We start from the raw sequence: 25480 nt of genomic DNA, 5'->3' as shown, positions 1-25480 counted from the left end.
CGTCTGACCTGGGGCGGGACCCCGGGGAAGGCGGTGGGGAGTGCCGGAAGGGTGAATTCCGGTAGTCGGTGTGACGGGCGTACGGGAAGCCGGGACCCCGTCGTCCGGCGGGGGGAGAGAGAGTGCCGGACGGCGGGGTCCCGGGGATCACGTACGCGCGGGGCGTGCCGCTGGGGGGACGGTGCGCGGCGGGCTCAGTAGGCGCCCCAGACGTTGTCGATCGAGCCGTAGCGGTCGGCGGCGTAGTTGCACGCGGCGACGATGTTGGCGACCGGGTCGACGATGTTCTTGGTGGTGCCGGCCACGTGGTAGGCGTCGAACGTGGGCGGGATCACCTGCAGCAGGCCCCGCGAGGGGACGCCGTTGACGGCGTTGATGTCCCAGTTGTTGATCGCGTGCGGGTCGCCGCTGGACTCCCGGATGATGTTGCGGTGGATCCCCTCGTACGTGCCGGGTATGTCGTGGCGCTCCATGACGTCCATTGCCTGCTTGATCCACTCGTCCAGGTTCGTGCCCTTCGTCGCGTGCACGGCGGACGGCGAGGACTGCGAGGACGGCGCGGAGGGCTTGGACGGCGTGGAGGGCTTGGAGGGCTTGGAGGGTGCGGCGGGCTTGGAGGGTGCGGCGGGCTTGGAGGGTGCGGAGGGCTTGGAGGGTGCGGCGGCGTGTGCGGAGGCAGGGGCGGCGCTCTGCGGCGCGGCGGCGACGGCCTGCGGCGCGACCGCGCCGGTGAGGGCTACGGCCGCGGCGGCCCAGCCGCCTGCGGCCAGGAGTCGTCGGCGGGCGGCGGCGGGGCGCAGAAGGGTGGGAGCAGACATGTGAGCGGGTCTCTTTCCGTGTGCCTACGTGGGGGGACGGCCGCCCGGAGTCGGCAAAACGGGCGACTCGGGAAGTTCTAACGGACACAAACCGGGAATGTCACGCACCCCTGTTACTACCGCCCGTAGTGCGACAAGCCGGAACGGATGCCCCTTCGATGAGGCGCCGGGCGCCCCCGTGCCGGGGGGCGGAGTACGACCGCGCTTCGTATGTGACGCAGCCCATGTGGGCGAGGTCACAAATGAAAGCGGGCGCTAACCGCTAAAACGGACATGTCCGTCTCTTTGTCTGCAACCGGCCGGGCCCACGGGTACCGGGAGCGGCGCGTCAGCCGGTCAGCTCCTTGGTCATCGGCGCCGGGAAGCTGACCACGAGCCCCTGCTCCGCGAGCCAGCCCTCCAGCCGCTCCGCCTCCGCTGCCACGGCCCTGCGGGCCTCGGCGCCGCGGTCGGCGAGCAGCCGGTGCACGACGGCGCCGTCCCGGCGCTGCGCCCAGGCGCCGACGATCTCGCCGCGCCACCAGACCGTGGGCCCGGCGTTACCGGCGCTGTCGAAGAGGCTCGTGCGGTGGGCCGGGTCCGTATACCAGTCGCGGTCGCGCCAGCCCATCGTGGCCGGGTCGAGGCCGGGCAGCAGCGCCGCCCACGGGCCGGGGTCCGGATCCTCGCCGAGATCGCCCGGCAGTACGTATCCCACGCCCTCGTCGAGCGCCACTTCCTCCGCCCCCAGCTCCGCCAGCGCGGCCCGGACCTGGCCCAGCGGCAGCCCGGTCCACCACTTCACGTCCGCGAGCGTCCCCGGTCCGAACGCCGCCAGCCAGCGCCGCACCAGCTCGGCGCGCGCCCGCGCCGGATCCATCGGCGGAACCGGCGGCGCCACCGCGAAGCGGAACTGCCCCGACGTCCAGCCGCCCAGCGGCCGGGTGCGCCGGATCCGGCCCTCCATGCCCAGCACCCGCATGACCCCGCCGCCGGCCCGGGGGCGCGACTCGTACGGCTTCCCCGGATAGAGGGTGTACGTCAGGGCCAGCTCCGGCACCGCCGCCGTGACCTCGGCGGCGCTCGCCTCGCCCAGCTCCGCCAGCGCGGCCAGCGCCCGCTCCTGCGCGGCGGCCAGCCACGCCTCGTCGTACTGCGGCCCCGCGGTGCCGAGCTGCTTCACCAGCAGCGCGCGCTCGCGCGCGGCGACGGTCTCGCCGACGGCGAAACGGAACACGGGCACCAGCTCCGTGGGCACCACCCACAAGGTGCGCCGCATGGCGTGCATGCGCTGCAGCGACCCCTCCTCGTACAGCGCGCGGTCCAGCGCGGCGAGCGACGGGTCGCGCAGCCGGGCGCGGGCGGACAGCGCGACGGTCGGCGAGTCGGTCGCGTGCAGCCCCGCGAGCGCCTCCGCCACCTCCTCGGGCGACGTGGCGCGGGCCGGGCCGACCAGCAACTGGCGGTGCGCGAGCCGGGCGCGGCGCTGCGCGGTGGTGATCACCATGCCGCCACCCTACGGAGAGGGTCTGACACCGGCCCGTACGCGACGGCGGGCGCCGGCCGGCGCGGTGCGCCGACCGCCCTCGCCGGGTGCCCGGGAGGCAGCTGCGCCGCCGGTACCGGCGGGGCAGCCGGGCCGTCCCTTCTTCTTGTTCCTCCGGCCTTCCCGGTCCTTCTAGTCCTCCCGGACCACCGCCACCGGGCACGGGGCCAGGTGCAGCACCCCGTGGCTGACCGGGCCCAGTTGTATGCCCGTCGCCCCCGCGCCCGCCGTCGCGTCCGCGAGCGGGGTGCGGCGGGCGCCGAGGACCACCAGGTCCGCCTCGGCCGCCGCCGTCAGCAGCGTGTCGCGCGGCAGGCCCTCCGGCGACTGCCGCTCCAGCGGTACGTCCGGATGGCGCTCCACCGCCGCGCGCACCGCGCGGCCCAGCGCCCACTCCGCCTCCCGCATCCGAGGGTCGGGCGCCCCGCCCAGGGTGTGCGCGTGCGTCGCCACGCCGCGCTCCGGCGAGCGCCACGAGTGCACCGCCGTCACCGCGCAGCCGCGCGCCTGCGCCGCCCGGAACGCGAAGTCCACGGCCGCCGGCTCCGCCCCGTCGTTCCCGGTGCCCAGCACGACCCGGCCGAACTCGCCGCGCCGCGCCGCCTCTTCGCCCCGTACCACCACCACCGGGCAGGCCGCCCGCGCCGCCACGGTCAGCGCCACCGAGCCCAGCGGCAGCGCGTCGTGGCCGCCGCGGCCCCGGTCGCCGACGACCAGCACCGTGCCCTTCTCGGCCTCGCGCAGCAGCGCCGGCACCGGGTCGCCGGAGAGCAGCTCCGCCTCCACCTCGATGCCCCGCCCCTGTTCGCGGGCACGGTCGGCCGCGGTCACGAGGACGTGCTCCGCCACGCTCCGGCCGCGCGGCCGGGCGACGGTGAACTCCGGCCACGTGCGCTCGTACGGCTCCCACAGCGGCGCGTACACGATCCGCAACTCCGCCCCGCGCCTGACCGACTCGGCCACCGCCCAGTCGAGCGCCGCGAGGCTCGCGTCCGAGCCGTCCACCCCTGCCACCAGCTTTCTCATGACCACGAGGCTTGCACATCGCGCCCGGCGCGGGCGAGGGGGCGCACTTCCTCTTGACGGCTGGGGCGCGCCCCGCGGGCGTCCTCTGTCGCCGTCGCCGCCGGTGCTTCGGGGGTCGCGGGGGAGCACGGCGCGGGCCGCGCGCCCCGTGTGCGCCGGGCAACACCGCCCGCGCCCGGGCCGGTCCGAGGCGCCTCCCGGCGCGCCCGCGAAGGGGGTCCGTACGGCTGCGCACTTGGACGCGTTCTGTTGCCCCGCCTCAAGTGATCTGGCACACAAGGAGCGTGGCCTTGTGTGCTACTCACGAGTTAGTCATACTCGGCGAGTTGTCTGGCAGTGATAAATCTGTTCGCTGCTTGGCATGCGCATGTCCAACTAAATCCTCCAGAGTCCGCCCGTCGCCGGGTGGATCCAACCCCCCATAGGAGGCAGCACGTTGAGGTATCGAGCCATATCCAAGAGCCGGTACGCCATCGCGGGCGTCGGCGCCGCCGCGCTGATCGCCGGCAGTCTGACGCTCGCCACCGCCAACGCCAGCCCGAGTGAGCCCGTCGCCGACACGCTGTCGTCGGCCGCCGCGGGCGACCTCGCCGGCACCCTCGTCCAGGACCTCAAGGGCGGGGCAGCAGGGGCGTACTACGACGCCCAGGCGAAAGAACTCGTCGTCAACGTCGTGAACGACGAGGCAGCCGAGAAGGCCGAGGCGGCGGGCGCCCGTGCGCGTACCGTCGACCACACCACGAAGGAGCTCAAGGCCGCGAAGGGGGACCTCACGCAGGGCGCCACCGCCGGCACGTCGCGCGCGCTCGACCCGGTCACCAACCAGGTCGTCGTCACCGCCGACAGCACGGTCAAGGGCGCCGAACTGGCCCAGCTGAAGAAGGAGGTCGCGGCGCAGGACGGCAAGGCCGTGCTCAAGCGCACCGCGGGCACGTTCAAGCCGTACATCTCCGGCGGCGACGCCATCTACACCGGCGGCTCCCGCTGCTCGCTCGGCTTCAACGTGACCAAGGACGGGGAGCCCTACTTCCTGACCGCCGGTCACTGCGTCGAGCTCGGCGGCAGCTCCTGGTCCGAGTCCTCGGGCGGGCCCGTCATCGGCGAGGCCGAGGGCGCGACCTTCCCGGGCAACGACCGGGCGCTCGTCAAGTACACGGCGGACGTCGAGCACCCGAGCGAGGTCGACACCTACGACGGCAGCGTCCAGGAGATCACCGGCGCGCGTGAGGCCACGGTCGGCGAGACCGTGCAGCGCAGCGGCAGCACCACGCAGCTCCACGACGGCAGTGTCGTCGCGCTCGACGTGTCGGTGACCTACCCCGAGGGCACGGTCGACGGTCTGATCCAGACCGACGTGTGCGCCGAGCCCGGCGACAGCGGCGGCTCGCTCTTCGCGGGCAGCGACGCGATCGGCCTGACCTCGGGCGGCAGCGGCGACTGCACCAACGGCGGCGAGACGTTCTTCGAGCCGGTGGTCGCAGCCCTCGACGAGTACGGGGCCACCATCCCGTAACCGGAGCGCTCCACGCACCGACGCAGCACGTACGACCCGGGCCCCCGGCACCGCACGGGACGCTGTTGGTTTATTCGGGGGCTCGCGTGACGTCGGCCTTCAGGACCCGGTTGTGGTCTTGAAGGCCGACGTTGTCGTATGGGGTGGGTGCGCATGTCGATGCAGCCGAAGGGGTCTGAGGAGATTCCGGCGGAGACGGTGCGGGTGGCGCGAGCCGCGTTTCCGAAGGGCAGTCTGGCGATCCGGGTCCGGGACGAGCTGGGACCGCTGTTTGGTGATGAGGAGTTCGCGGACCTGTTCCCGGCGCGGGGGAAGCCTGCCTGGTCACCGGGCAGGCTGGCGCTCGTGCTGGTGTTGCAGTTCGTGGAAGGGCTCACCGACCGGCAGGCGGCGGAGGCGGTGCGGGCGCGGATCGATTTCAAGTACGCCCTCGGACTGGACCTCGGTGATCCCGGGTTCGACTTCTCGGTGCTCTCGGAGTTCCGGGACCGTCTGGTCGGGGCGGAAGCCGGGCGGCGGGTGCTGGACGGCATCCTGGCCGCGGCTGGGGAAAGCGGGCTGCTGAAGACCACAGGCCGGGCACGGACCGACTCCACGCATGTGCAGGCCGCGGCCCGGCAACTGTGCTGGCTGGAGCTGGTCACCGAGACCCTGCGATCGGCGCTCAACGAGATCGCCCAGGCCGCCCCCGGCTGGCTGCGCGAAGTCGCGGAACCGGACTGGTTCAAGCACTACGCCACCAGGGCCGAGGACTCCCGTTTCCCCAAGTCCCGTGCCAGGCGGGACGAGATGGGCCTGCGGATCGGGACGGACGGGACACGACTGCTCGAAGCCGTCTTCGGCCCCCGGGCACCCGACGGACTGCGCACGCTGGAGCGGGTGGAAACCCTGCGCCAGGTCTGGGTCCAGCACTTCCACCAGGTGGAGGGCGAGGTGAGGCGACGGGACCCAAAAGACCGGCCGCCGGGCGCAAACCGCCTGGTCACACCCTATGACACCGAGGCACGCGGCAGCGTCAAACGCGACACCCTGTGGGACGGATACAAGGTCCACCTCACCGAGACCTGCGAGCCGGACGTCCCGAACTTGATCACGAACGTGGCCACCACCGTCGCCACCGTCCCCGACATTTCGATGACCGACACGGTGCACGCCCAGCTTGCCGAAGCGGGCCGCCTGCCCGGCGAGCATCTGGTCGACGCCGGATACGTCGACGCACACCTGCTGGTCCACGCCCGCCGCGAGTACGGCGTCACGCTCACCGGGCCGGTCGCCGGCGTCATCAGCCACCAGTCCACCGCGAACAGCGGTTTCACCGGCGACGACTTCACCATCGACTGGGCGGGCGAGCAGGTCACCTGCCCCGGCGGCCAGACCACCCGCCGCTGGAACCCCGACCGCTCGCCCGAAGGCACCCCGGTGATCCGGGTCCGCTTCAACGCCAGCCAGTGCCGTCCCTGCCCGGTCCACGAGCAGTGCACCACCTCCAGCATCGGCCGGCGCCTGACCCTGCGGCCCCGCGAAGAACACGAAGCGCTCCGCCAGGCCCGCGCCGACCAGGACACCGACACCTGGAAGGACCACTACAAGATCCGCGCAGGAGTCGAAGGCACCATCTCCCAAGCCGTCGGACGCTGCGGCCTGCGCAGATCCCGCTACCAGGGTCTCGCGAAGACCAGCCTCCAGCACCAGCTCACCGGCGCCGCCATCAACCTTGCCCGCATCGACGCCCACCTGACCGACACACCCCGGGCCCGCACCCGCACCAGCCACTTCGCAGCACTTCGCCCCGCCGAGCCCATGCTCGACGGGGCGAAGTAGGACCAGCCCCCGAATAAACCAACAGCGTCCCGCACGGTGCCGGGGGCCCGGCCGTCAGCGCAGCACCCGCAGCGCCCCCGGCAGGACCCGCGCCGTCAGCGGCAGTCCGGGCGCGGGGATGCCGTCGGCGGCGTACGGCATCGGCCGGTCCGCCTCGACCTCCACGCGCTGTCCGCGCAGCGTCTCGCCGCGCGTCCGCGTCGGCCGCCCCGGGCCGCCGCCGAGGACGGCGACCTCCAGTGCGCCGTCGTCGAGCCGGACGCCGGGGGCGGACTCGGGCGCGACCGGGGCGCCGGGGCAGGGGGCGTTGGCGAGGACGGCGGTGTGGCCGCGCATCTCGTACGGCGTGCCGTCCACGGTGATCCGGAAAAGCGCCGACCGCCGCGACGCCAGCGCCCGGCCGGGTGCCGTACGGGCCGCGCCCGCGCCGATCCACACCGCACCGAGCGCGAAGGACGGCGTCTCGCCGTCGACCCGCAGCACGTCCACCGGCCGCGGCTCGCCGTGCAGCAGCAGCTCCGCCAGCTCCTCCGACGCCCGCGGCAGCCCCAGCGCCCGCGCGACCGCGTTGCGCCCGACCGCCCCGGGCACCAGCCCGCACACCGCGTCGGTCTCCACCAGCGCCCCGGCCACGGTCCCGGCCATGCCGTCGCCGCCGACCGCGAGCACGGTACGCCCCGCCCCTGCGGCGCGTTCGGCCAGCTCGGCGGCGTGCCCGAACCCCCGGCTGTACTCCGCCTCGACCTGCGCGCCCGCGCCCCGCAGCGCCCGGGCCAGCGGAATGAGCGCCGCGGCCCCGGCGGCCCGGCCGGCGGCGGGATTGACGATGGCGGTGAAGCGGCGCATGGCGGGCTCCGGTTCGGTGGTGCGTACGGCGGTCAGGAGGTCACCTGCGAGTCGGGGGAGGGCGGCCCGCGCGCCGGCCGGACGGCCGTTTCCCGTACCGAACGGGGCCCGCGGGCGCCGCCGCCCGCTCACTCGTCCGCCCTCGGCAGCAGCACCCCCGGGTTGAGGATGCCCGCCGGGTCCAGCGTCGACTTGACCGCCCGGAGCGCCGCCACGGCCAGGGGGCCGATCTCCCGCGCGTACCACGGGCGGTGGTCCGTGCCCACGCCGTGGTGGTGGGTGATCGTGCCGCCGCACTCCAGGATCGCGTCGCTCGCCGCGCCCTTGGCGCGCTCCCACGCGCCCAGCGGGTCGCTGCCGCGGGCGCCGACCACCGTGAAGTACAGCGACGCGCCCGTCTCGTACACGTGCGAGATGTGGCACATCACCAGCGGCGGCGTCCCCGCCGCCGTCAGCGTCTCGGTGAGCGCCCCGCGGACCGCCTCGTACAGCCGGGGCAGCGCCGGCCAGAAGGCCGCCGTCTCCAGCGTCTCCGCGAACGCCCCGGCGTCCAGCAGCGCGTCGCGCAGGTACGGGGCCCGGTAGCGGCCCGCGGCCCAGGACTCGCCCGGCTCCGCGCCCAGCAACTCCCCGCCCGCCGCCCGCAGCACGACCCGCGCCGCCGCGCGGCGGTCCGCCGCCTCGCCCGCCGCGCCCTCGTACCCGGTGACGACCAGGCAGCCGCCCGGCGGGGAACCACCCGGCGCGCCGAGGTCCTCCGGGCGCGCCAGGCCCACCATCGTCTCGGTCTCGTCGGACAGCCGCAGCACCGTCGGCAGCGGCCCGTCCTGCGCGAGCGCGCGCAGTGCCGCCGCGCCCGCGTCGAAGGAGCCGAACCGCCAGCCCTCGTACGCCCGTACCCGCGGCAGCGGCCGCACCCGTACGGTCACCGAGGTGATCACCCCGAACGCGCCCTCGGAACCCAGCACCAACTGCCGCAGGTCCGGCCCCGCCGCGGAGCGCGGCGCGCGGCCCAGCCGCAGCGTGCCCTCCGGCGTCGCCACCGTCAGGCCCACCACCATCTCGTCGAACCGCCCGTAGCCCGCGGACGCCTGGCCGCTGCCGCGGGTCGCGGCGAAGCCGCCGACGGTCGCCCACTCGAAGGACTGCGGGAAGTGGCCGAGGGTGAACCCCCGCTCGCCGAGCAGCCGTTCCGCCTCCGGCGCGCGCAGGCCCGCGTCGAGCTCCGCGGTGCGCGCGACCTCGTCGAGCGCCGCCAGCCGGTCCAGCCGGCGCAGGTCGAGGGCGACGACACCGGAGAAGCCGCTCCCCTTCGCGTACGGCGCGAGCCCACCGGTCACCGATGTGCCGCCGCCGAACGGCACCACCGCCACCCGCCGCTCCGCGCACACGCGCAGCACCGCCAGCACCTCGTCGTGGCCGCCGGGCAGCACCACCGCGTCCGGCGCGTCCGCGACCTCCCCGGCGCGGATGCGCAGCAGGTCGGGCGTGGACTTGCCGCGGGTGTGCCGCACCCGGCTCGTCGCGTCGGTGCGTACGTGCGCCGCGCCGCCCGCCGCGCCCGCGAGCGCGTCGAGGACGTCCGCGCCGAGCCGCGGCGGCGGCACGTCGAGGTCCGCGAGGGCCACCGGCGGGGTGTCCGCGGGCCGCACCCCCAGCAGGTCGCGCAGCAGGTCGCGGACGCCGTCGGGGAGCGGCGCCGCCTGCCCGGGGTCGCCCCACCCGTTCCACAGCATGTCCAACGCGAACCTCCCGTACGGGCCCGGCACCCCGGCCGGAGGGGTTTCCTCCACCGCCATCCTCGTTACACTGTGACAGGTGAAGTCGAAACGTCACAAGCCCTCGCTGGACGACCTCGCGCTCGACGCGCTGCGGGACTGCGTCCTGGCCGTGGGCGTGCGCCGCACCACGCTCACGGACGTGGCCCGCCGCGCGGGCGTGTCGCGGATGACGCTGTACCGGCGCTGGCCCGACGTGCAGTCCCTGGTGGGCGATCTCATGACCCGCGAGTGGATCGACGTCGCACGTGGGGCGCTCCCCGCCGCGGACGGCGCGGCGAACGCGCGCGAGGTCCTGGTGGCGGGGCTCACGGAGGGCTCGCGCGCGCTGCGCGCGCACCCGTTGTTCCGCAAAATCCTCGACGTCGACCCCGAACTGCTGCTGCCGTACATGCTCGACCGCCGCGGCGCCAGCCAGGACGTCCTGCTCGACCTGATCGCCGAGGACGTCCGCAAGGGCCACGCCGACGGCTCCGTACGCGAGGGGCACGCGGTGCGGCAGGCCAGGGCCGCGCTGCTCGTCGTGCAGTCCTTCACCTTCTCCATGCGCACCATGACCGACGAGGACGACCCCGACCTCGGCACCGCCGCGTTCGAGCACGAGCTGCGCGGGGTGCTGGAGAGGATGCTCTCGCCATGACCGTGCAGCCCGCCGGGCAGCCCGCCGACCCGAGTGCCGCGAGCGCGGCCGACGCCCCCCGGAACTTCTCCCTCAACTCCCGCCGCCGCACCCGTGAGCTGGCCGGGCTGGCGGCCGGCGAGCGCGTCGACCTGCTGGTCGTCGGGCTCGGCGCCACCGGCGCCGGCGTCGCCCTGGACGCCGCCGCGCGCGGTCTTTCCGTCGCCGCGATCGACGCGCACGACCTGGCGTTCGGCACGTCGCGCTGGAGCAGCAAGCTCATCCACGGCGGGCTGCGCTACCTCGCCTCGGGGCAGGTCGGCATCGCCCGCGAGTGCGCGGTGGAGCGCGGCGCGCTGCTGGAGCACATCGCGCCGCACCTCGTGCACGCCCAGCCGTTCGTCATCCCGCTCACCCCGCTCACCACCCGCGCGCAGGCCGCCGTCGCCTGGGCCGGGTTGCGCTCGGGCGACCTGCTGCGCGCCGCGGCGCGCACCTCCCGCGCAGCGCTGCCGCCGCCCCGCCGGCTCTCCGCGGTGGAGACCGGGCAGCTCGTGCCCGGACTGCGGCAGTACGGGCTGCGCGGCGGACTGCTGTCCTGGGACGGGCAACTGACCGACGACGCCCGGCTGGTGACGGCCGTCGCGCGGACGGCCGCGGGACACGGGGCCCGGGTGCTGACCCGGGTCCGTGCGGTGGAGCTGACCGGCACCGGCGCGGTGGTCCGCGACGAGACGACGGGGGAGCGGCTCCGCATCCGGGCCCGCGCGGTGGTCAACGCGGCCGGGGTGTGGGCCGGTTCGCTGGTGCCGGGGGTGCGGCTGCGCCCCTCGCGCGGCACGCATCTGGTGCTGCGCGCCGAGGCGCTGGGGATGGGGCGCCAGCCCGGCGGGGCCGGGGTGCACATCCCGATCCCGGGGGCGACGGGACGGTTCGCGCTGGTGCTGCCGCAGGACGACGGCCGGGTGTACGTGGGGCTGACCGACGAGCCGGTCGACGGCGAGGTGCCGGACGTGCCGGCGGCGCCGGAGACGGACGTCGGCTTCCTGCTGGACGTGCTGGACTCCGCGCTGGACGTGCCGGTGCGCCGGTCGGACGTCGTCGGCGCCTTCGCCGGGCTGCGCCCGCTGCTGGAGAGCGACGGCAGCACCGCCGACCTCTCCCGCCGGCACGCGATCCTCACCTCCCCGGACGGCGTGGTCACCGTCGTCGGCGGCAAGCTGACGACGTACCGGCGGATGGCCGAGGACGCGGTGGACGCGGCCGTGTCCTGCGCGGGACTCACCGCGGGCCCGTGCCGCACCGCCCGGCTGCCGCTCGTCGGCGCCGCGCCCGCGGCGGAGCTGGCCGGGCTCGACGCACCGCGCCGGCTGGTGCAGCGCTACGGGACGGAGGCGCCCGCGGTGCAGGCGCTGGCCGCCGCCGAGCCGGCGCTCGCCGCGCCGGTCGTCCCGGGGTACCCGGTCACCGGCGCCGAGCTGGTGTGGGCCGTACGCCACGAGGGCGCGCTCGACGAGGCCGATCTGCTGGACCGGCGCACCCGGGTGGGGCTGGTGGCGGCGGAGCGGGCGGCCGCGGTGGCGGCCGCCCGCGAGGTGCTGTCCGCGGTGCCCGTGGCGGTCAGGCCAGGGCGTTGAACACGGGGTAGTAGCCGCCGGACTGCCCGGCCGCCGTGGGGTGGTACGAGTCACCGATGGGGAAGGTGACGCTGTGCAGCCATTCGCTGTCCGAGCAGATCTCGTGCCCGGAGAACGTCGGCCGGACGTCGCCGTACGCGAAGCCGTGGTCGGCCGCGCGCTTGGCGGTGACGTCGCTCAGCAGGTCCGAGGCGCCGTTGATGGCGGCCCGGGAGCGCTCGCTGATGCCGAAGATGCAGCCGCCGTTGAGCTTGTACATCCGCGGGTAGCCGAGCACGACGACCTGCGCGTTGGGGGCGCGGGCGGTGATCGCGTTGTACGCCGCGTCCAGCCGCCCGGGAAGGGTGCCTTCGATATAGGTGCGCGCCTGGTTGATGCGGTTGATACAGGCCGACTCGCCCTGGAGCACACAGGTGGTCATGGCATCGGCGAAGCCCGCGTCGTTGCCGCCGATGCTGATGGAGACGAGGGAGGTGCCGGAGTTGAGCGGGCCGAGCTGGTTGTTGATGACATCGCCGGTACGGGCGCCGGAACAGGCGGTGAAGGAGAAGGACGCCGGGGCGTGCGCGTTCTTCCACAGCACCGGGTAGGCGTTGTTGCTGCGTTTGCAGTCGCCGCTCGCCGAATCGTACGAACCGGCGCCCACGCCGGAGGCGTAGGAGTCGCCGAGCGCGACGTAGTTTTCGGCGTAGGTACTCTCGGCGTAGGCGCTCGCGCCGGCCGCGCTCTCGGCAGCCTGCGCGGGTACGCTGCCGAGCAGCGCCACTGTGGTGGCGACGAGGAAGCCCAGCAGCAGCCGCAAGGGCCGGGCAGTTCTCATGGAACCCCCTGGGGGTGAGGTTGTACCGAGTGGTAACCACACCCTGCCCCCTGAAACCCATGTCCATGCCAAGTCGCAACTGTGCGCCCGTGATGCGCCGTTCAACCCCTGTTACAGGAGTTCATCAGGGCATGAGCTGATAATCGGGGAAGTTGCCCGGCGGGCGTTCGCCCGCCGGCCCCTCGGTGAAGGCGTGCACCAGCAGGTGCCCGCCGACGAACGCGCCGCGCCACGAGGCGCCGAAGCCGCCGAACAGCTCGGCCCGGTCCCCGCGCGAACGCGGCGCGTTGCGGCCCTTCTTGAACGCCCGTACCTGCGGCGCCACCCGGTCGTAGAACTCCTGGTCGTCGCAGGAGAGGGTGGCCACCAGGGCGCCGTTGGAGGCGTTCATCGCCGCCAGCAGCTCCGCCTCGGTGTCGACCAGCACGATCGAGTCGACCGGGCCGAACGGCTCCGCGTGGTGCAGCGGCGAGGCCGCCGGCGGGTCCAGCAGCGTCACCGGCGCGGCGTACGCGGAGGTGTCCTGGCCCGGCAGCAGCCGCGCGTCCGCGAGCCGCCCCCGGTACAGCGGCACCGCGCCCCGGTCCACCGCGTGCGCCACCAGGTCCGCCAGCTCCTTGGTCTTGGCGGCGCTGATCAGCGGCCCGAAGTCCAGGTCCGGCAGCGGGTCTTCGGGACGCGCCACCGCCAGCGGGTGCCCGACGCGCACGGAGCCGACCGCCGGCAGGTACGCCGCCAGGAAGTCGGCGAAGGAGGCGCGCTGGACGACGAACCGGGGGTAGGCGGTGCAGCGCTGCTTGGCGTAGTCGAAGGTCGCGCGCACCTGCGGGGTGAGCGTGGCCCAGCCCGAGTAGTTCCACACCCCCCAGCAGTTCAGCCCCTCCTGCTCCAGCACGTGCGGCTTGTCCAGGTCGGCCAGCGCGGCGGCCACCCGTCCGCCGGTGTCGCGCCCGCCGACGAAGGACACGCAGCCCAGCTCCGGCGCCCGTACCAGCGCCTCGGACAGCTCGCCGCCGCTGCCGGAGACCAGCGTCAGCGGCACGCCGGCGCGCACGGCCAGCGCGCAGGCCAGGGTCAGGCACGCCAGGCCGCCGTCGGTCGGGGTCTTGGCGATGGCCGCGTTGCCGGCCAGCGCGCAGACGAGCATGGCGTGCACGAGCACGCTCATCGGGTAGTTCCAGCTCGCGATGTTGCTGACCGGTCCCGGCAGCGGGGTCCGGCCCGCGAGCATGCCCTCGATCTCCTCGACGTACCAGCGCACGCCGTCCACGGCGCGGTCCACGTCGGCCGTGGCCTGCCGCCAGGGCTTGCCGATCTCCCAGACGAGGAGCAGCGCGAGCAGGTCGCGGTGCTCCTCGATGGCGTCGAGGGCCGTCGACACCCGCGCCTTGCGCTCCGCCAGCCGCAGGTGGCGCCAGCTCCGGTGGGCGTCGAGTGCGGTGCGTACCGCGGCGTGCGCGGTGTCCGCGTCCAGCCGGGGCGGCCCCGCGATCGGCGTGCCGTCCACCGGCGAAGTAGTCGGCAGCGGGCGGCCGTCGGCCCTCCAGACGCCGTTCCAGTGGTTCAGCACGCGCTCGTCGCGAAACGCCTCGGGCGCCGCCGCGAGGCAGCGCGCCCAGGCGTCAGGCCACGCCGTGCCGGGCTTGAGGATGAGGGTCACGAGGGTGTCTCCGCTCGTCCGGGGCCGATCTCGCGCAGCTCGCCGCCGCGCGTGTAGAGGAAGCCGCGCACCACGTCCCTGTGGGGCAGCCGGGGGCTGGCCGCGAGCCGGTCGAGGCAGCGCACGAGGTCGGCCGCCGGTTCGTCGAGGGCCGCGCAGTCCTCGTGGTGGACGAGCACGATCTCGCGCGTGCCGCCGCGCAGTTGGCTCAGCCGCAGCGAGTCGAGCGCGTCGGGGGTGACGCACCCGCCCGCGTTGCGGATGACGTGGGCGTCGCCCGGCCGCAGCGCGAACATGGCCTCCACGCCCAGCCGGGCGTCCATGCAGGCGAGTACGGCGACCTTGCTGGCCGGCGCCCGGGCGGCCGGATCGAGCGGGGCGAGGGCCGCGCCGCCCCGGCGCCGGGCGAGCAGGTCCTCGGTGCCGGTCATCCCAGTGCCTCGCGGGCCAGCCGCGCCGTCTCCGACGGGGTGGTGCCGACCCGTACGCCGGCGGCCTCCAGGGCCTCCTTCTTCGCCTGGGCCGTGCCCGAGGAGCCGGAGACGATGGCGCCGGCGTGGCCCATGGTCCTGCCCTCGGGGGCGGTGAAGCCGGCGACGTAGCCGACGACCGGCTTGGTCACGTGGGCCCTGATGTGCGCCGCGGCCCGCTCCTCGGCGTCGCCGCCGATCTCGCCGATCATCACGACGAGTTCGGTGTCCGGGTCGGCCTCGAAGGCGCGCAGGCAGTCGATGTGGGTGGTGCCGACGACCGGGTCGCCGCCGATGCCGACGCAGGTGGAGAAGCCGAGGTCGCGCAGCTCGTACATCAACTGGTAGGTGAGGGTGCCGGACTTCGACACCAGGCCGATGCGGCCGGGGCCGGTGATGTCCGCGGGGATGATGCCCGCGTTGGACAGGCCGGGGGAGATCAGCCCGGGGCAGTTGGGGCCGACGAGCCGTACGCCCGCGGCCTCCGCGCGGGCCCGGAAGGCGACGGTGTCGTGGACGGGGACGCCCTCGGTGATGACGACGACGAGCCCGACCCCGGCGTCGACCGCCTCGTCGACGGCGTCCTTGACGTACGGCGGCGGCACGAAGACGACGGACACGTCCGCGCCGGTGGCGGCGACGGCCTCCTTGACGGTGCCGTGGACCGGGACCTCCCGGTCGTCGAACGCCACGCTGGTGCCCGCCTTGCGCGGGTTGACGCCGCCGACGACGGCGGTGCCGGACGCCAGCATCCGCCGGGTGTGCCTGCGGCCCTCGGCGCCGGTCATGCCCTGGACGACCACCTTGCTCGCCGCGGTGAGGAAGACTGCCATGGGGATCAGCTCCTTGCCGGTACGGCGGCCGCCCGCGCGGCGGCGCCGTCCATCGTGTCCACTTGGGTGACCTGGGGGTGCCGGGCGGCGGCGAGGATCTGCCGGCCGCGCTCGGCGCTGTTGCCGTCGAGGCGGACCACCAGCGGGCGGGTCAGCTCGATCCGCTCCAGCGCGCGCACGATGCCGTCGGCGACCGCGTCGCAGGCGGTGATGCCGCCGAAGACGTTGACGAAGACGGACTCCACGTCCGGGTCGGCGAGGATCACGCCGAGCCCGTCGGCCATGACGTCCGCGGAGGCGCCGCCGCCGATGTCGAGGAAGTTGGCGGGTGCGGCGCCGTTCCTGGCGACCACGTCGAGCGTCGACATGACGAGCCCCGCGCCGTTGCCGACGATGCCCACCCGGCCGTCGAGCTTGACGTAGTTGAGCCCCTTCGCGCGCGCCGTCGCCTCCAGCGAACCGGCCTCGTCCGGCACGTCGTACGCCGCGTGCTCCGGGTGCCGGAAGCCGGCGCTGTCGTCCAGCGTCACCTTGCCGTCCAGCGCCAGGACGGCGCCGTCGGCGGTGGTGACCAGCGGGTTGACCTCGACCAGCAGCGCGTCCTCCGCCGTGCACACCTCCCAGAGCGCCACCAGCACGGGCACGGCCGCCGCGGGCAGCCCCCCGGCCGTGGCGATCCGCCGCGCCACGGCCTCGGTGACGCCCTCCGCCGGGTCCACCGGGATCCGCGCCAGCGCCTCGGGACGGGCCGCCGCGACCTCCTCGACGTCCATGCCGCCCTCCGCCGAGGCCATCGCCAGGAACGTGCCCGCGGCGCGGTCCAGCAGGTACGCGACGTAGAACTCGCCGGCGACGTCCGCGGTCCTCGCGACCATCACCTTGTCCACCCGGTGGCCCTTGATGTCCATGCCGAGGATGTCGCGCGCCGCGGCCTCGGCCGCCGCCGCGTCCGGGGCGAGCCGCACCCCGCCGGCCTTGCCCCGGCCGCCCGTCTTCACCTGGGCCTTGACCACCGTCCCGCCCCCCAGCACCCGGGCGGCCGCCCGGACCCCCGCCGGGTCGGACGCCACCGCCGCGTCGGGCACGGGAACGCCGTGCCTGCGGAACAACTCCCGCGCCTGGTACTCGAACAGATCCATCTCAAGGGCACCTTCCGTTGGTCGCGTCCGACTTGGAGATTTCCGGTGCACGCCCCCTGGACATCGACTCACCGATGCGGGATAACCGTCTGCATACAGTATTCGTGTCCTGTATGCAATGTACAGAGTGACAGCGAACGCACCGGTGAAGGGACTGAACTCCCCATGTCCGACGGCACATCCGGCAACCCCGGCACCCCCGGAGACCCCGGCCACATCTCCGGCGGCCACCTCGTCGCCAAGGCGCTCAAGTCAGAGGGCGTCGAGGTCATCTACACGCTCTGCGGCGGCCACATCATCGACATCTACGACGGCTGCGTCGACGAGGGCATCGAGGTCGTCGACGTACGGCACGAACAGGTGGCCGCGCACGCCGCCGACGGATACGCCCGGCTGACCGGCAAGCCCGGCTGCGCGGTCGTCACCGCGGGCCCCGGCACCACCGACGCGGTCACCGGCGTGGCCAACGCCCTGCGCGCCGAGAGCCCCATGGTGCTCATCGGCGGCCAAGGGGCCCTGACCCAGCACAAGATGGGCTCGCTCCAGGACCTCCCGCACGTCGACATGATGGCGCCGATCACCAAGTTCGCCGCCACCGTGCCGCACACCGCGCGGGTCGCGGACATGGTCTCCATGGCCTTCCGGGAGTGCTACCACGGCGCCCCCGGGCCGTCCTTCCTGGAGATCCCGCGTGACGTGCTCGACGCCAAGGTCCCGGTGGACCAGGCCCGCATACCCCGCGCCGGCCACTACCGCGCCTCCACCCGCAGCGCCGGCGACCCCGAGGCCATCGAGAAGCTCGCCGACCTCCTCGTGCACGCCGAGAAGCCGGCCGTGCTGCTCGGCAGCCAGGTCTGGACGACCCGCGGCACCGCCGCCGCCATCGACTTCGTACGCGCCCTGAACGTGCCCGCGTACATGAACGGCGCCGGCCGCGGCACCCTGCCGCCCGGCGACCCGCACCATTACCAGCTCTCCCGCAGGTACGCCTTCACCGAGGCCGACCTCATCGTCATCGTCGGCACGCCCTTCGACTTCCGGATGGGCTACGGCAGGCGGCTCTCGCCGACCGCGACCGTCGTGCAGATCGACCTCGACTACCGCACCGTCGGCAAGAACCGCGACGTCGACCTCGGCATCGTCGGCGACGCAGGACTCGTCCTCGCCGCCGCCGCGCAGGCCGCGTCCGGCCGCCTCAACGGCAGCGCCGCCAAGCGCAAGGAGTGGCTGGAGGAGCTGCGCACGGTGGAGGAGAAGGCGCGCGCCAAGCGGCTGCCGCAACTCACCTCCGACGCCTCGCCCATCCACCCGTACCGCCTGGTCAGCGAGATCAACGACTTCCTCACCGAGGACTCCATCTACATCGGCGACGGCGGCGACATCGTCACCTTCTCAGGACAGGTCGTCCAGCCCCGCAGCCCCGGCCACTGGATGGACCCCGGGCCGCTCGGCACCCTCGGCGTCGGCGTGCCGTTCGTGCTCGCCGCCAAGCAGGCCAGGCCCGACAAGGAGGTCGTCACCCTCTTCGGCGACGGCGCCTTCTCGCTCACCGGCTGGGACTTCGAGACCCTCGTCCGCTACGACCTGCCGTTCGTCGGCATCGTCGGCAACAACTCCTCGATGAACCAGATCCGCTACGGCCAGGCCGCCAAGTACGGCGTCGAGCGCGAGCGCGTCGGCAACACCCTGGGCGACGTCCCGTACGACGAGTTCGCCCGCATGCTCGGCGGCCACGGCGAAGAGGTCCGCGACCCCGCCGAGATCGGCCCCGCGCTGCGCCGCGCCCGCGAGTCCGGCAAGCCGTCGCTCGTCAACGTCTGGGTCGACCCGGACGCGTACGCCCCCGGAACCATGAACCAGACCATGTACAAGTGAGGTGACCCCATGACGAAGGCCCTTGAGGGCGTTCGCGTCCTCGATATGACCCACGTCCAGTCCGGGCCCTCCGCCACGCAGTTGCTCGCCTGGCTCGGCGCCGACGTGATCAAGCTGGAGGCGCCCGCGGGCGACATCACCCGCAAGCAACTGCGCGACCTCCCGGACGTCGACAGCCTCTACTTCACGATGCTCAACGGCAACAAGCGCAGCATCACCCTCAACACCAAGACCCCGCGCGGCAAGGAGCTGCTCACCGAACTGGTGCGCCGCAGCGACGTGCTGGTGGAGAACTTCGGCCCCGGCGCCGTCGACCGCATGGGCTTCACCTGGGAGCGGATCCAGGAGATCAACCCGCGCATCGTCTACGCCTCGATCAAGGGCTTCGGCGAGGGCCCGTACACCGACTTCAAGGCGTACGAGGTCGTCGCCCAGGCCATGGGCGGCTCCATGGCCACGACCGGCTTCGAGGAGGGCCCGCCGCTCGCCACCGGCGCGCAGATCGGCGACTCCGGCACCGGCGTGCACACCGTCGCCGGCATCCTCGCCGCGCTCTACCAGCGCACCCGCACCGGCCGCGGCCAGCGCGTCAACGTCGCCATGCAGCACGCCGTGCTCAACCTCTGCCGGGTCAAGCTCCGCGACCAGCAGCGGCTGGCGCACGGCCCGCTCGCCGAGTACCCCAACGAGGACTTCGGCGACGAGGTGCCGCGCTCCGGCAACGCCTCCGGCGGCGGCCAGCCCGGCTGGGCGGTCCGCTGCGCGCCCGGCGGCCCCAACGACTACGTGTACGTCATCGTCCAGCCCGTCGGCTGGCAGCCGCTCACCGAGCTGATCGGCCGCCCCGAGCTGGCCGGGGACCCCGAGTGGGCCACGCCCGAGGCGCGGCTGCCGAAGCTCGGCAAGATGTTCCAGCTCATCGAGGAGTGGTCGAGCACCCTGCCCAAGTGGGAGGTGCTGGAGAAGCTCAACGCGCACAACATCCCCTGCGGCCCGATCCTCTCCACCAAGGAGATCATCGAGGACGCCAGCCTGCGGGACAACGGGATCGTCGTCGAGGTCGAGCACCCCGAGCGCGGCACGTACGTCACCGTCGGCAGCCCGCTCCGGCTCTCCGACTCGCCCGCGGCCATCCGCCGCTCCCCGCTCCTCGGCGAGCACAACCACGACATCTACGGCAGCGAACTGGGCCTGACCGCAGCGGACATGGCCGCCCTCAAGACGGACGGAGTGATCTGAGAGATGGACGGCGCCAAGGACACCGCGGCGGTCCGCGAGGTGCTCGCGGAGGTACGCGCCGAGGGCCGCACCGCGCTCACCGCCCCCGAGGCGAAGCAGATCGCGGACGCGTACGGCATCGCCGTGCCCGGCGAGGGCCTGGCCGGGGACGTGGAGGAGGCGGTGGCGCTGGCCGACGGCTTCGACGGGCCGGTCGTGCTGAAGATCGTCTCGCCGGACATCGTGCACAAGACCGACGCCGGGGGAGTGGAGGTCGGCCTCGCCGACGCCGCCGCCGTACGCGCGGCGTTCACGCGGATCGTCGCCAACGCCCGCGCGTACGACCCGGCCGCCCGGATCGACGGCGTCCAGGTCCAGCAGCAACTGCCGGCGGGCCGGGAGGTCATCGTCGGGGCCGTGACCGACCCCACCTTCGGCAAGGTCGTCGCGTTCGGCCTCGGCGGGGTGCTGGTCGAGGTGCTGAAGGACATCACCTTCCGGCTCGCGCCGGTGACCGGGGACGAGGCCGCCGGCATGCTCGACTCCATCCGCGCCGCCGAGGTGCTGCGCGGGGTGCGCGGCGAGCAGGCCGTCGACCGGCGGGCGCTGGCCGACCAGATCCGCCGGGTCTCCCAGCTCGCCGCGGACTTCCCCGAGATCGCGGAGGTCGACCTCAACCCCGTGATCGCCACCCCCGACGGCGCGCTCGCCGCCGACGTGCGGATCCTGCTCGGCGAGGGGGAGCCCGAGGCACGCCGCCGGTTCAGCCGCGAGGAGATCCTGACGGCGATGAACCGGCTGATGAAGCCGCGCTCCGTGGCCGTCATCGGCGCCTCCAACGAGACCGGAAAGATCGGCAACTCGGTGATGCGCAACCTCGTCGACGGCGGCTTCCCCGGCGACATCCACCCCGTCAACCCCAAGGCCGACGACATCCTGGGGCGCAAGGCGTACAAGACCATCGCCGACGTGCCCGGCGACGTCGACGTCGCCGTCTTCGCCATCCCCGCGGCGTACGTCCCGGCCGCCCTGGAGGAGGTGGGCCGCAAGGGCGTCCCCAACGCCGTGCTCATCCCCTCGGGCTTCGCCGAGACCGGCGAGCACGAACTCCAGCGCCGGATCGTGGACATCGCCGCCGAGCACGGCGTCCGGATCCTCGGCCCCAACATCTACGGCTACTACTCCACCTGGCAGGACCTCTGCGCCACCTTCTGCACGCCGTACGACGTGAAGGGCGGCGTGGCGCTGACCTCCCAGTCCGGCGGCATCGGCATGGCCATCCTCGGCTTCGCCAGGACCACGAAGACCGGCGTCTCCGCGATCGTCGGCCTCGGCAACAAGTCCGACGTGGACGAGGACGACCTCCTCACCTACTTCGGCGAGGACGAGAACACCACCTGCATCGCGATGCACCTGGAGGATCTGAAGGACGGCCGCGCCTTCGTCGAGGCCGCCCGCGAGACCGTGCCGAAGAAGCCCGTCGTCGTCCTCAAGGCCGGCCGCACCAGCGCCGGTGCGAAGGCCGCGGGCTCCCACACCGGGGCGCTGGCCGGCGACGACGCGGTCTACGACGACGTGCTGCGCCAGGCCGGCGTGATCCGCGCGCCGGGGCTGAACGACATGCTGGAGTACGCCCGCGCGCTGCCCGTGCTGCCCACGCCGCGGGGCGACGACATCGTCGTCATCACCGGCGCCGGCGGCTCGGGGGTGCTGCTCTCCGACGCCGTGGTCGACAACGGGCTGCGGCTGATGGAGATCCCGGCCGACCTGGACGAGGCGTTCATGCGGTTCATCCCGCCGTTCGGGGCGGCGGGCAACCCGATCGACATCACCGGCGGCGAGCCGCCGGCCACGTACGAGGCGACGATCCGGCTGGGCCTGACCGACCCGCGCATCCACGCGCTGGTCCTCGGCTACTGGCACACGATCGTCACCCCGCCCATGGTCTTCGCCGAACTCGCCGCCCGGGTGGTGGCAGAGGAGCGGGCCAAGGGCAACGTCAAGCCTGTCGTGGCGTCCCTCGCGGGCGACACGGAGGTCGAGGAGGCGAGCGCGTACCTCTTCGAGCGCGGGGTCGTCGCGTACCCGTACACGACCGAGAAGCCGGTCGCCGTACTGGGCGCGAAGTACCGCTGGGCGAGAGCGGCGGGGCTGCTCGCCTGAACCACCCGCACCACCGCAGAGATCAGGACAGGGGGCGCTGACCGGATTCTCGATACAAGGGGTGCAACCCATGACGACAACCGAAGACCGGTCGGTCCTCCCCTACCGGGAGGTGACCGACAGAAACGGCAGGACCTATCGGATAGGCGAGTCCGACGTCGACATCATGGGCCGCAAGCGGAAGTGGATGGTCATCCTTCCGTGGGTGGGCATGATGGGCATCAGCTCGGCGGAGTACGCGTTCGCCTCCGCCGAGGACACGCTCCATACCGCGCACCACTGGGCCAGCGGGCACATCTTCTGGATGATGACCGTGTGGGTGTTCTTCCAGGCCGCGGTCGCCTTCCCGGCCGGGAAGCTGCGCGAGACCGGGAAGCTGCCGGCCCGCTTCGCGATGATGCTGGGCGCCACCGGCACGCTGCTCGGCTATCTGTCCCTGGCGTACGCGCCGCACGTCGTCGTCGCGTACATCGGCTTCAGCATGTTCAGCGGCATGGGCGCCGGCATGGTCTACGCGACCTGCGTCAACATGGTCGGCAAGTGGTACCCGGAGCGTAAGGGCGGCAAGACCGGCTTCGTGAACGGCGGTTTCGCCTACGGCTCGGTGCCCTTCGTGTTCCTCTTCACCGGCTACATGGACCTGACCAACTTCCGCTGGGTGCTGGTCTCGGTCGGGCTCTTCCTCGCGCTGATGGTGGGCACGGCCGGGTTCTTCTTCAAGGACCCGCCGAAGAACTGGTGGCCCGCCGAGGTCGACCCGCTCAACCCGCCGAAGGACCCGCGGGCGGCCCGCTCGCTGAAGATGAACCCGCCCGCGGTCAAGCAGTACACCCCCCGGGAGGCGTGGGCGACGGGCCGCGTGACGCTGATGTGGTTCTGCCTGGCGTGTACGTCGGGCGTGAACATCTTCGGCATCGCCTTCCAGGTGGACATCGGTGAGGAGGCCGGCTTCGCCGGCGGGATCGTGGCCACGGCCATGTCCCTCAAGGCCGTCGTCAACGGCACCGGACGCGGCGTCATCGGCTGGCTGTCCGACCTCTACGGCCGCAAGCGCTGCCTGATCGTGGTGTGCATCGTGCTCGGCCTGTCCCAGTACGGCATCCTGTGGTCGGCCGACATGAAGAACCTGCCTCTGTTCCTGGTCTTCTCCTCGATCTCCGGCTTCGGCGGCGGCGCGATCTTCCCCATGTTCGCGGCGCTGACGGCCGACTACTTCGGCGAGAACAACAACGCCTCGAACTACGGCATGGTCTACAGCGCCAAGCTCGTCTCCGGCCTCGGCGCGGGCATGGGCTCCGTGGTCGTCGGCGCCTGGGGGCACTCCGGCGCCTTCCTGCTGGCCGGCTCCATCTCGCTCTTCGCCGGCTTCATGGCGCTGTTCCTGACCCCACCGGGACGGCAGCGGCTGAAGGACATCGAGCCCAACCCGCGGCCGATCAGCAGAGAGACGGACTAGCCCCGGGTCCAGGTCCCCGACCCGGCGACTCCGCCCCGGCGAGGGCGGAACGCACAGGAGAGGCCCCGGCCGACCGCTACCCGGCCGGGGCCCTAGCGGGGGTGGTCGTCGTGCTGGCGCTGGTGGTACGAGCGGCGGGTGTGCTCGGTGTGCGCGCGCATGACCTCCTGGGCACGGGCCTCGTCGCGGTCGTGCACGGCGGCGATCAGCTCGCGGTGCTCGATCCAGGACTGGGCGCCGCGCTGCCGGGCCACCGGTGTGTAGTACCAGCGGACGCGGCGCTCGACCTGGGCGGCGAGCTCGGCCAGCACGGCGTTACCGGCCAGCTCCATGACGTACGCGTGGAAGGCGAGGTTCGCGGCGACGACGGCTTCCAGGTCGTCGGCCGCCACGGCCCGTTCGCCCGTCGCGCACAGCTCCTCCAGCCGGGCGATGCCCTGGCCGGAGGCGTTGGCGGCGGCGAGCCTGGCGGCCTCGGTCTCCAGCAGCGCGCGGACGACGAGGAGCTGGTCGGCCTCGGCGTCGGTCGGCTCGTGCACGTACGCGCCCTGGGCGGGGCGCAGATCGACCCAGCCCTCGGTGTTGAGCCGCTGCAGCGCCTCGCGCACGGGCTGGCGGGAGACGCCGAGGTGGCCGGCCAACTCGGTCTCGACCAAGTGCTGTCCCGGCGGGAGGGTGCGCGTGATGATCAGCTCGAGAAGGGCCTCGTACACCCGCTCGCGGAGCGGGCCCGGCCGCTCCAGCCGCGGCATCGCCCCCTGGGGTAGTCCCTGGGACAGCATCGATCTCCCCACCCTCTGTCGCCCCCGGCGACAGGTGAATTGGCTTTTGTCTACAGTCTACCGAGAGCGTGGATGAAGGATGAGTGCCCCCCGTGGTGAGGAAGTTCACACCATTTGTGGTGCGGTGTCAGCGCGGCAGCCGCAGCAACTCCACCTCGTCCGCCCCGCCCGGCGGCAGCACCGCCACCGCGTCCGCCGCCGCCGCGCCCCAGAGCAGCCCGGGGCGGTCGTGGCCGACCGGGACGGCGCGGGTGCCGTCGAGCGTCACCGGGACGAGCCGGGTGTCGCGCGGGTGCGGGGCGGGCGCGCGGGAGCCCGCGGCGGGGGCCGGGGCGAGCCGGGCGCGCCAGGGCGGCGGGGGAGTGCGGCCCGCCAGCCGTTCCAGGAGCGGTACGAGCAGCGTCAGGCAGGCGGCGAAGGCGGCGTACGGGTTTCCCGGCAGGCCGACGACCGGCGGCCCGCCGCCGGGGAGCCGGGCCAGCAGTTGCGGATGCCCGGGCCGGCAGGCCACCCCGTCGACGAGCACATCCGCGCCCAAGTCGGCCAGCGCCGGGCGCAGATGGTCGGCGGGACCGCGGGACGAGGCGCCGCATACTGCGACGGCGTCGGCCCCGGCCGCCGCCCGGGTCAGCGCGGCGGTCAGCGGCGGGCGGCCGTCCGGCAGGTACGTCACGGGCTGCGGCGCGCCGCCTGCCCAGGTCACGACGCCGGGCAGCAGCGGGCCCACCGCGTCGCGGACCCGGCCGGCCGGCGGGGTGCCGCGGCGTACCAACTCGTCGCCGGTGACGAGGAGCGCGACGCGGGGGCGGCGGTGCACGGCGACCCGGTCGTACCCGAGGCTCGCGGCGAGCCCCAGCGCCGCCGGGGTCAGCACGGCGCCTGGCGGCAGCACCTCGGCACCGGCCGGGCACTCCTCGCCGCGCCGCCGCACGTGCCGTCCCGGCCGCACGGCGCCGGCCACCGACGGGCCGGTGCGCAGGGCGTCTTCGTACGGCAGCACCGCCTCGGCGCCCTCGGGCACCCGGGCGCCGGTGGCGACCTCCAGCGCCCGCCCGGCCGCGAGCCGCGCCACCGGCGGCTCCTGTCCCGCCAGCACCCGCCCGGCGACGGTCCACGGCCCGGGCCCGGCCACGGCGTAGCCGTCCATCGCGGCGGTGTCGAACGCCGGCAGCGGCGCGCGGGCCGTCAACGGCTCGGCGAGCGCCCGCCCGTGGGCCCGGCGCAGCGGGGTGTCGCGGACGGCGAGCGGGCCCGCCGCGGCCGCGGCGGCGGCGCGCGCCTCCGGCCAGCCCCGTGCGGCGGCGGGCGCGGTGCGGGGCGGGGGAGTTGTTCCGAGCGTCGTCATCAGCGGCCTCCCGCGGGTTGCGGCGCGGCCCAACGGGCCGCCGTAGAAGGGGTGCACGACCCTTGACCCCCATGAAAGGCATACTGTAGACAATATTCTGTCGACTAGGAAAGAGCCCCCGCGATCGCATCGCACG

The 25480-nt window shown here is 73.9% G+C and carries 20 protein-coding genes; 8 read left to right on the top strand and 12 right to left on the bottom strand.

Annotated elements, in window-relative coordinates; all coding sequences use genetic code 11:
* Positions 1–194 precede the first annotated feature (194 nt).
* From OG946_RS04155 to OG946_RS04145, 3 genes are all read right to left on the bottom strand, one after another.
* Positions 195–818, bottom strand: a complete 624-nt coding sequence (locus tag OG946_RS04155; RefSeq protein ID WP_326794806.1) for a transglycosylase SLT domain-containing protein — start codon at positions 816–818, stop codon at positions 195–197.
* Between the two features lie 328 nt (positions 819–1146).
* Positions 1147–2304 carry a winged helix DNA-binding domain-containing protein gene (locus OG946_RS04150; RefSeq protein WP_326794805.1) on the bottom strand — a complete coding sequence of 386 codons (1158 nt, stop codon included), beginning with the start codon at positions 2302–2304 and terminating at the stop codon, positions 1147–1149.
* Between the two features lie 171 nt (positions 2305–2475).
* Positions 2476–3369: a universal stress protein gene (locus OG946_RS04145; protein WP_326794804.1), complete on the bottom strand. Its 894-nt coding sequence runs from the start codon at positions 3367–3369 to the stop codon at positions 2476–2478.
* Between the two features lie 436 nt (positions 3370–3805).
* On the opposite strand from OG946_RS04145, the gene OG946_RS04140 reads away from it, so the two are divergent.
* Positions 3806–4882, top strand: coding sequence for a S1 family peptidase (locus OG946_RS04140; protein WP_326794803.1), 1077 nt, complete (start codon positions 3806–3808; stop codon positions 4880–4882).
* A gap of 153 nt (positions 4883–5035) precedes the next feature.
* On the top strand, positions 5036–6703 hold the full coding sequence (locus OG946_RS04135) for an IS1182 family transposase (RefSeq protein ID WP_326794802.1): 1668 nt from the start codon (positions 5036–5038) through the stop codon (positions 6701–6703).
* A gap of 54 nt (positions 6704–6757) precedes the next feature.
* On the opposite strand, the gene OG946_RS04130 is transcribed toward OG946_RS04135, so the two are convergent.
* Together OG946_RS04130 and OG946_RS04125 are read right to left on the bottom strand one after the other, a co-directional pair.
* The gene (locus OG946_RS04130) at positions 6758–7549 is read right to left on the bottom strand and encodes a diacylglycerol/lipid kinase family protein (RefSeq protein ID WP_326794801.1); all 792 of its coding nucleotides are present in this window, start codon (positions 7547–7549) and stop codon (positions 6758–6760) included.
* Between the two features lie 128 nt (positions 7550–7677).
* On the bottom strand, positions 7678–9285 hold the full coding sequence (locus OG946_RS04125; RefSeq protein WP_326800139.1) for an FAD-binding oxidoreductase: 1608 nt from the start codon (positions 9283–9285) through the stop codon (positions 7678–7680).
* 82 nt (positions 9286–9367) lie between these two features.
* On the opposite strand from OG946_RS04125, the gene OG946_RS04120 reads away from it, so the two are divergent.
* Both OG946_RS04120 and OG946_RS04115 read left to right on the top strand, forming a co-directional pair.
* Positions 9368–9967: a TetR/AcrR family transcriptional regulator gene (locus OG946_RS04120; RefSeq protein WP_326794800.1), complete on the top strand. Its 600-nt coding sequence runs from the start codon at positions 9368–9370 to the stop codon at positions 9965–9967.
* A complete protein-coding gene (locus OG946_RS04115) occupies positions 9964–11583 on the top strand; it encodes a glycerol-3-phosphate dehydrogenase/oxidase (protein ID WP_326794799.1) in 1620 nt (539 codons plus the stop codon). Before OG946_RS04120 ends, OG946_RS04115 begins: the two co-directional genes overlap by 4 nt.
* Here the strand turns inward: OG946_RS04115 and OG946_RS04110 are convergent.
* From OG946_RS04110 to sucC, 5 genes are all read right to left on the bottom strand, one after another.
* Positions 11567–12403 carry an SGNH/GDSL hydrolase family protein gene (locus tag OG946_RS04110; RefSeq protein WP_326794798.1) on the bottom strand — a complete coding sequence of 279 codons (837 nt, stop codon included), beginning with the start codon at positions 12401–12403 and terminating at the stop codon, positions 11567–11569. The two genes, OG946_RS04115 and OG946_RS04110, sit on opposite strands and share 17 nt — an antisense overlap.
* A gap of 124 nt (positions 12404–12527) precedes the next feature.
* The gene (locus OG946_RS04105) at positions 12528–14063 is read right to left on the bottom strand and encodes an aldehyde dehydrogenase family protein (protein ID WP_326794797.1); all 1536 of its coding nucleotides are present in this window, start codon (positions 14061–14063) and stop codon (positions 12528–12530) included.
* Positions 14060–14494: a carbonic anhydrase gene (locus tag OG946_RS04100; protein WP_326794796.1), complete on the bottom strand. Its 435-nt coding sequence runs from the start codon at positions 14492–14494 to the stop codon at positions 14060–14062. Before OG946_RS04100 ends, OG946_RS04105 begins: the two co-directional genes overlap by 4 nt.
* The gene (gene sucD, locus OG946_RS04095; protein ID WP_326794795.1) at positions 14491–15366 is read right to left on the bottom strand and encodes a succinate--CoA ligase subunit alpha; all 876 of its coding nucleotides are present in this window, start codon (positions 15364–15366) and stop codon (positions 14491–14493) included. The genes OG946_RS04100 and sucD overlap by 4 nt, the downstream gene beginning before the upstream one ends.
* Positions 15367–15371: 5 nt before the next feature.
* Complete coding sequence (gene sucC / locus OG946_RS04090) at positions 15372–16505, bottom strand: ADP-forming succinate--CoA ligase subunit beta (protein WP_326794794.1); 1134 nt, start codon at positions 16503–16505, stop codon at positions 15372–15374.
* A 165-nt stretch (positions 16506–16670) separates the two neighbouring features.
* Between sucC and OG946_RS04085 the strand changes: the two genes are divergently transcribed.
* The 4 genes from OG946_RS04085 to OG946_RS04070 all read left to right on the top strand — a co-directional run bounded on the left by OG946_RS04085 (position 16671) and on the right by OG946_RS04070 (position 23217).
* On the top strand, positions 16671–18380 hold the full coding sequence (locus OG946_RS04085) for a thiamine pyrophosphate-binding protein (protein WP_326794793.1): 1710 nt from the start codon (positions 16671–16673) through the stop codon (positions 18378–18380).
* 9 nt (positions 18381–18389) lie between these two features.
* Positions 18390–19619, top strand: coding sequence for a formyl-CoA transferase (frc, locus tag OG946_RS04080; protein ID WP_326794792.1), 1230 nt, complete (start codon positions 18390–18392; stop codon positions 19617–19619).
* A gap of 3 nt (positions 19620–19622) precedes the next feature.
* Positions 19623–21761, top strand: coding sequence for an acetate--CoA ligase family protein (locus tag OG946_RS04075; protein WP_326794791.1), 2139 nt, complete (start codon positions 19623–19625; stop codon positions 21759–21761).
* Positions 21762–21831: 70 nt separating this feature from the next.
* On the top strand, positions 21832–23217 hold the full coding sequence (locus OG946_RS04070; protein ID WP_326794790.1) for an OFA family MFS transporter: 1386 nt from the start codon (positions 21832–21834) through the stop codon (positions 23215–23217).
* A 92-nt stretch (positions 23218–23309) separates the two neighbouring features.
* Here the strand turns inward: OG946_RS04070 and OG946_RS04065 are convergent, their stop codons facing one another.
* Entirely contained in the window at positions 23310–23999 is a 690-nt protein-coding gene (locus OG946_RS04065) for a GntR family transcriptional regulator (protein ID WP_125933826.1), read from the bottom strand.
* A 127-nt stretch (positions 24000–24126) separates the two neighbouring features.
* Positions 24127–25344 (bottom strand): molybdopterin molybdotransferase MoeA, encoded by a 1218-nt coding sequence (locus OG946_RS04060; RefSeq protein WP_326794789.1) that lies wholly within the window; start codon positions 25342–25344, stop codon positions 24127–24129.
* Positions 25345–25480: the final 136 nt, after the last annotated feature.

The organism is Streptomyces sp. NBC_01808 (assembly GCF_035917395.1).
Lineage (GTDB): Bacteria > Actinomycetota > Actinomycetes > Streptomycetales > Streptomycetaceae > Streptomyces.
Note: the sequence above shows the minus strand (reverse complement) of the source record. Positions and strands in the feature narration are given on the sequence as shown.

Excerpts from the sequence above, each read along its gene's own strand:
- sucC (WP_326794794.1), bottom strand. The coding sequence starts at position 16,505 with ATGGATCTGTTCGAGTACCAGGCGCGGGAGTTGTTCCGCAGGCACGGC.
- OG946_RS04150 (WP_326794805.1), bottom strand. The coding sequence starts at position 2,304 with ATGGTGATCACCACCGCGCAGCGCCGCGCCCGGCTCGCGCACCGCCAG.
- OG946_RS04125 (WP_326800139.1), bottom strand. The coding sequence starts at position 9,285 with ATGCTGTGGAACGGGTGGGGCGACCCCGGGCAGGCGGCGCCGCTCCCC.
- OG946_RS04155 (WP_326794806.1), bottom strand. The coding sequence starts at position 818 with ATGTCTGCTCCCACCCTTCTGCGCCCCGCCGCCGCCCGCCGACGACTC.
- OG946_RS04100 (WP_326794796.1), bottom strand. The coding sequence starts at position 14,494 with ATGACCGGCACCGAGGACCTGCTCGCCCGGCGCCGGGGCGGCGCGGCC.
- OG946_RS04115 (WP_326794799.1), top strand. The coding sequence starts at position 9,964 with ATGACCGTGCAGCCCGCCGGGCAGCCCGCCGACCCGAGTGCCGCGAGC.
- OG946_RS04060 (WP_326794789.1), bottom strand. The coding sequence starts at position 25,344 with ATGACGACGCTCGGAACAACTCCCCCGCCCCGCACCGCGCCCGCCGCC.
- OG946_RS04075 (WP_326794791.1), top strand. The coding sequence starts at position 19,623 with ATGGACGGCGCCAAGGACACCGCGGCGGTCCGCGAGGTGCTCGCGGAG.
- OG946_RS04145 (WP_326794804.1), bottom strand. The coding sequence starts at position 3,369 with ATGAGAAAGCTGGTGGCAGGGGTGGACGGCTCGGACGCGAGCCTCGCG.
- frc (WP_326794792.1), top strand. The coding sequence starts at position 18,390 with ATGACGAAGGCCCTTGAGGGCGTTCGCGTCCTCGATATGACCCACGTC.
- OG946_RS04130 (WP_326794801.1), bottom strand. The coding sequence starts at position 7,549 with ATGCGCCGCTTCACCGCCATCGTCAATCCCGCCGCCGGCCGGGCCGCC.
- OG946_RS04085 (WP_326794793.1), top strand. The coding sequence starts at position 16,671 with ATGTCCGACGGCACATCCGGCAACCCCGGCACCCCCGGAGACCCCGGC.
- OG946_RS04070 (WP_326794790.1), top strand. The coding sequence starts at position 21,832 with ATGACGACAACCGAAGACCGGTCGGTCCTCCCCTACCGGGAGGTGACC.
- sucD (WP_326794795.1), bottom strand. The coding sequence starts at position 15,366 with ATGGCAGTCTTCCTCACCGCGGCGAGCAAGGTGGTCGTCCAGGGCATG.
- OG946_RS04065 (WP_125933826.1), bottom strand. The coding sequence starts at position 23,999 with ATGCTGTCCCAGGGACTACCCCAGGGGGCGATGCCGCGGCTGGAGCGG.
- OG946_RS04110 (WP_326794798.1), bottom strand. The coding sequence starts at position 12,403 with ATGAGAACTGCCCGGCCCTTGCGGCTGCTGCTGGGCTTCCTCGTCGCC.
- OG946_RS04135 (WP_326794802.1), top strand. The coding sequence starts at position 5,036 with ATGTCGATGCAGCCGAAGGGGTCTGAGGAGATTCCGGCGGAGACGGTG.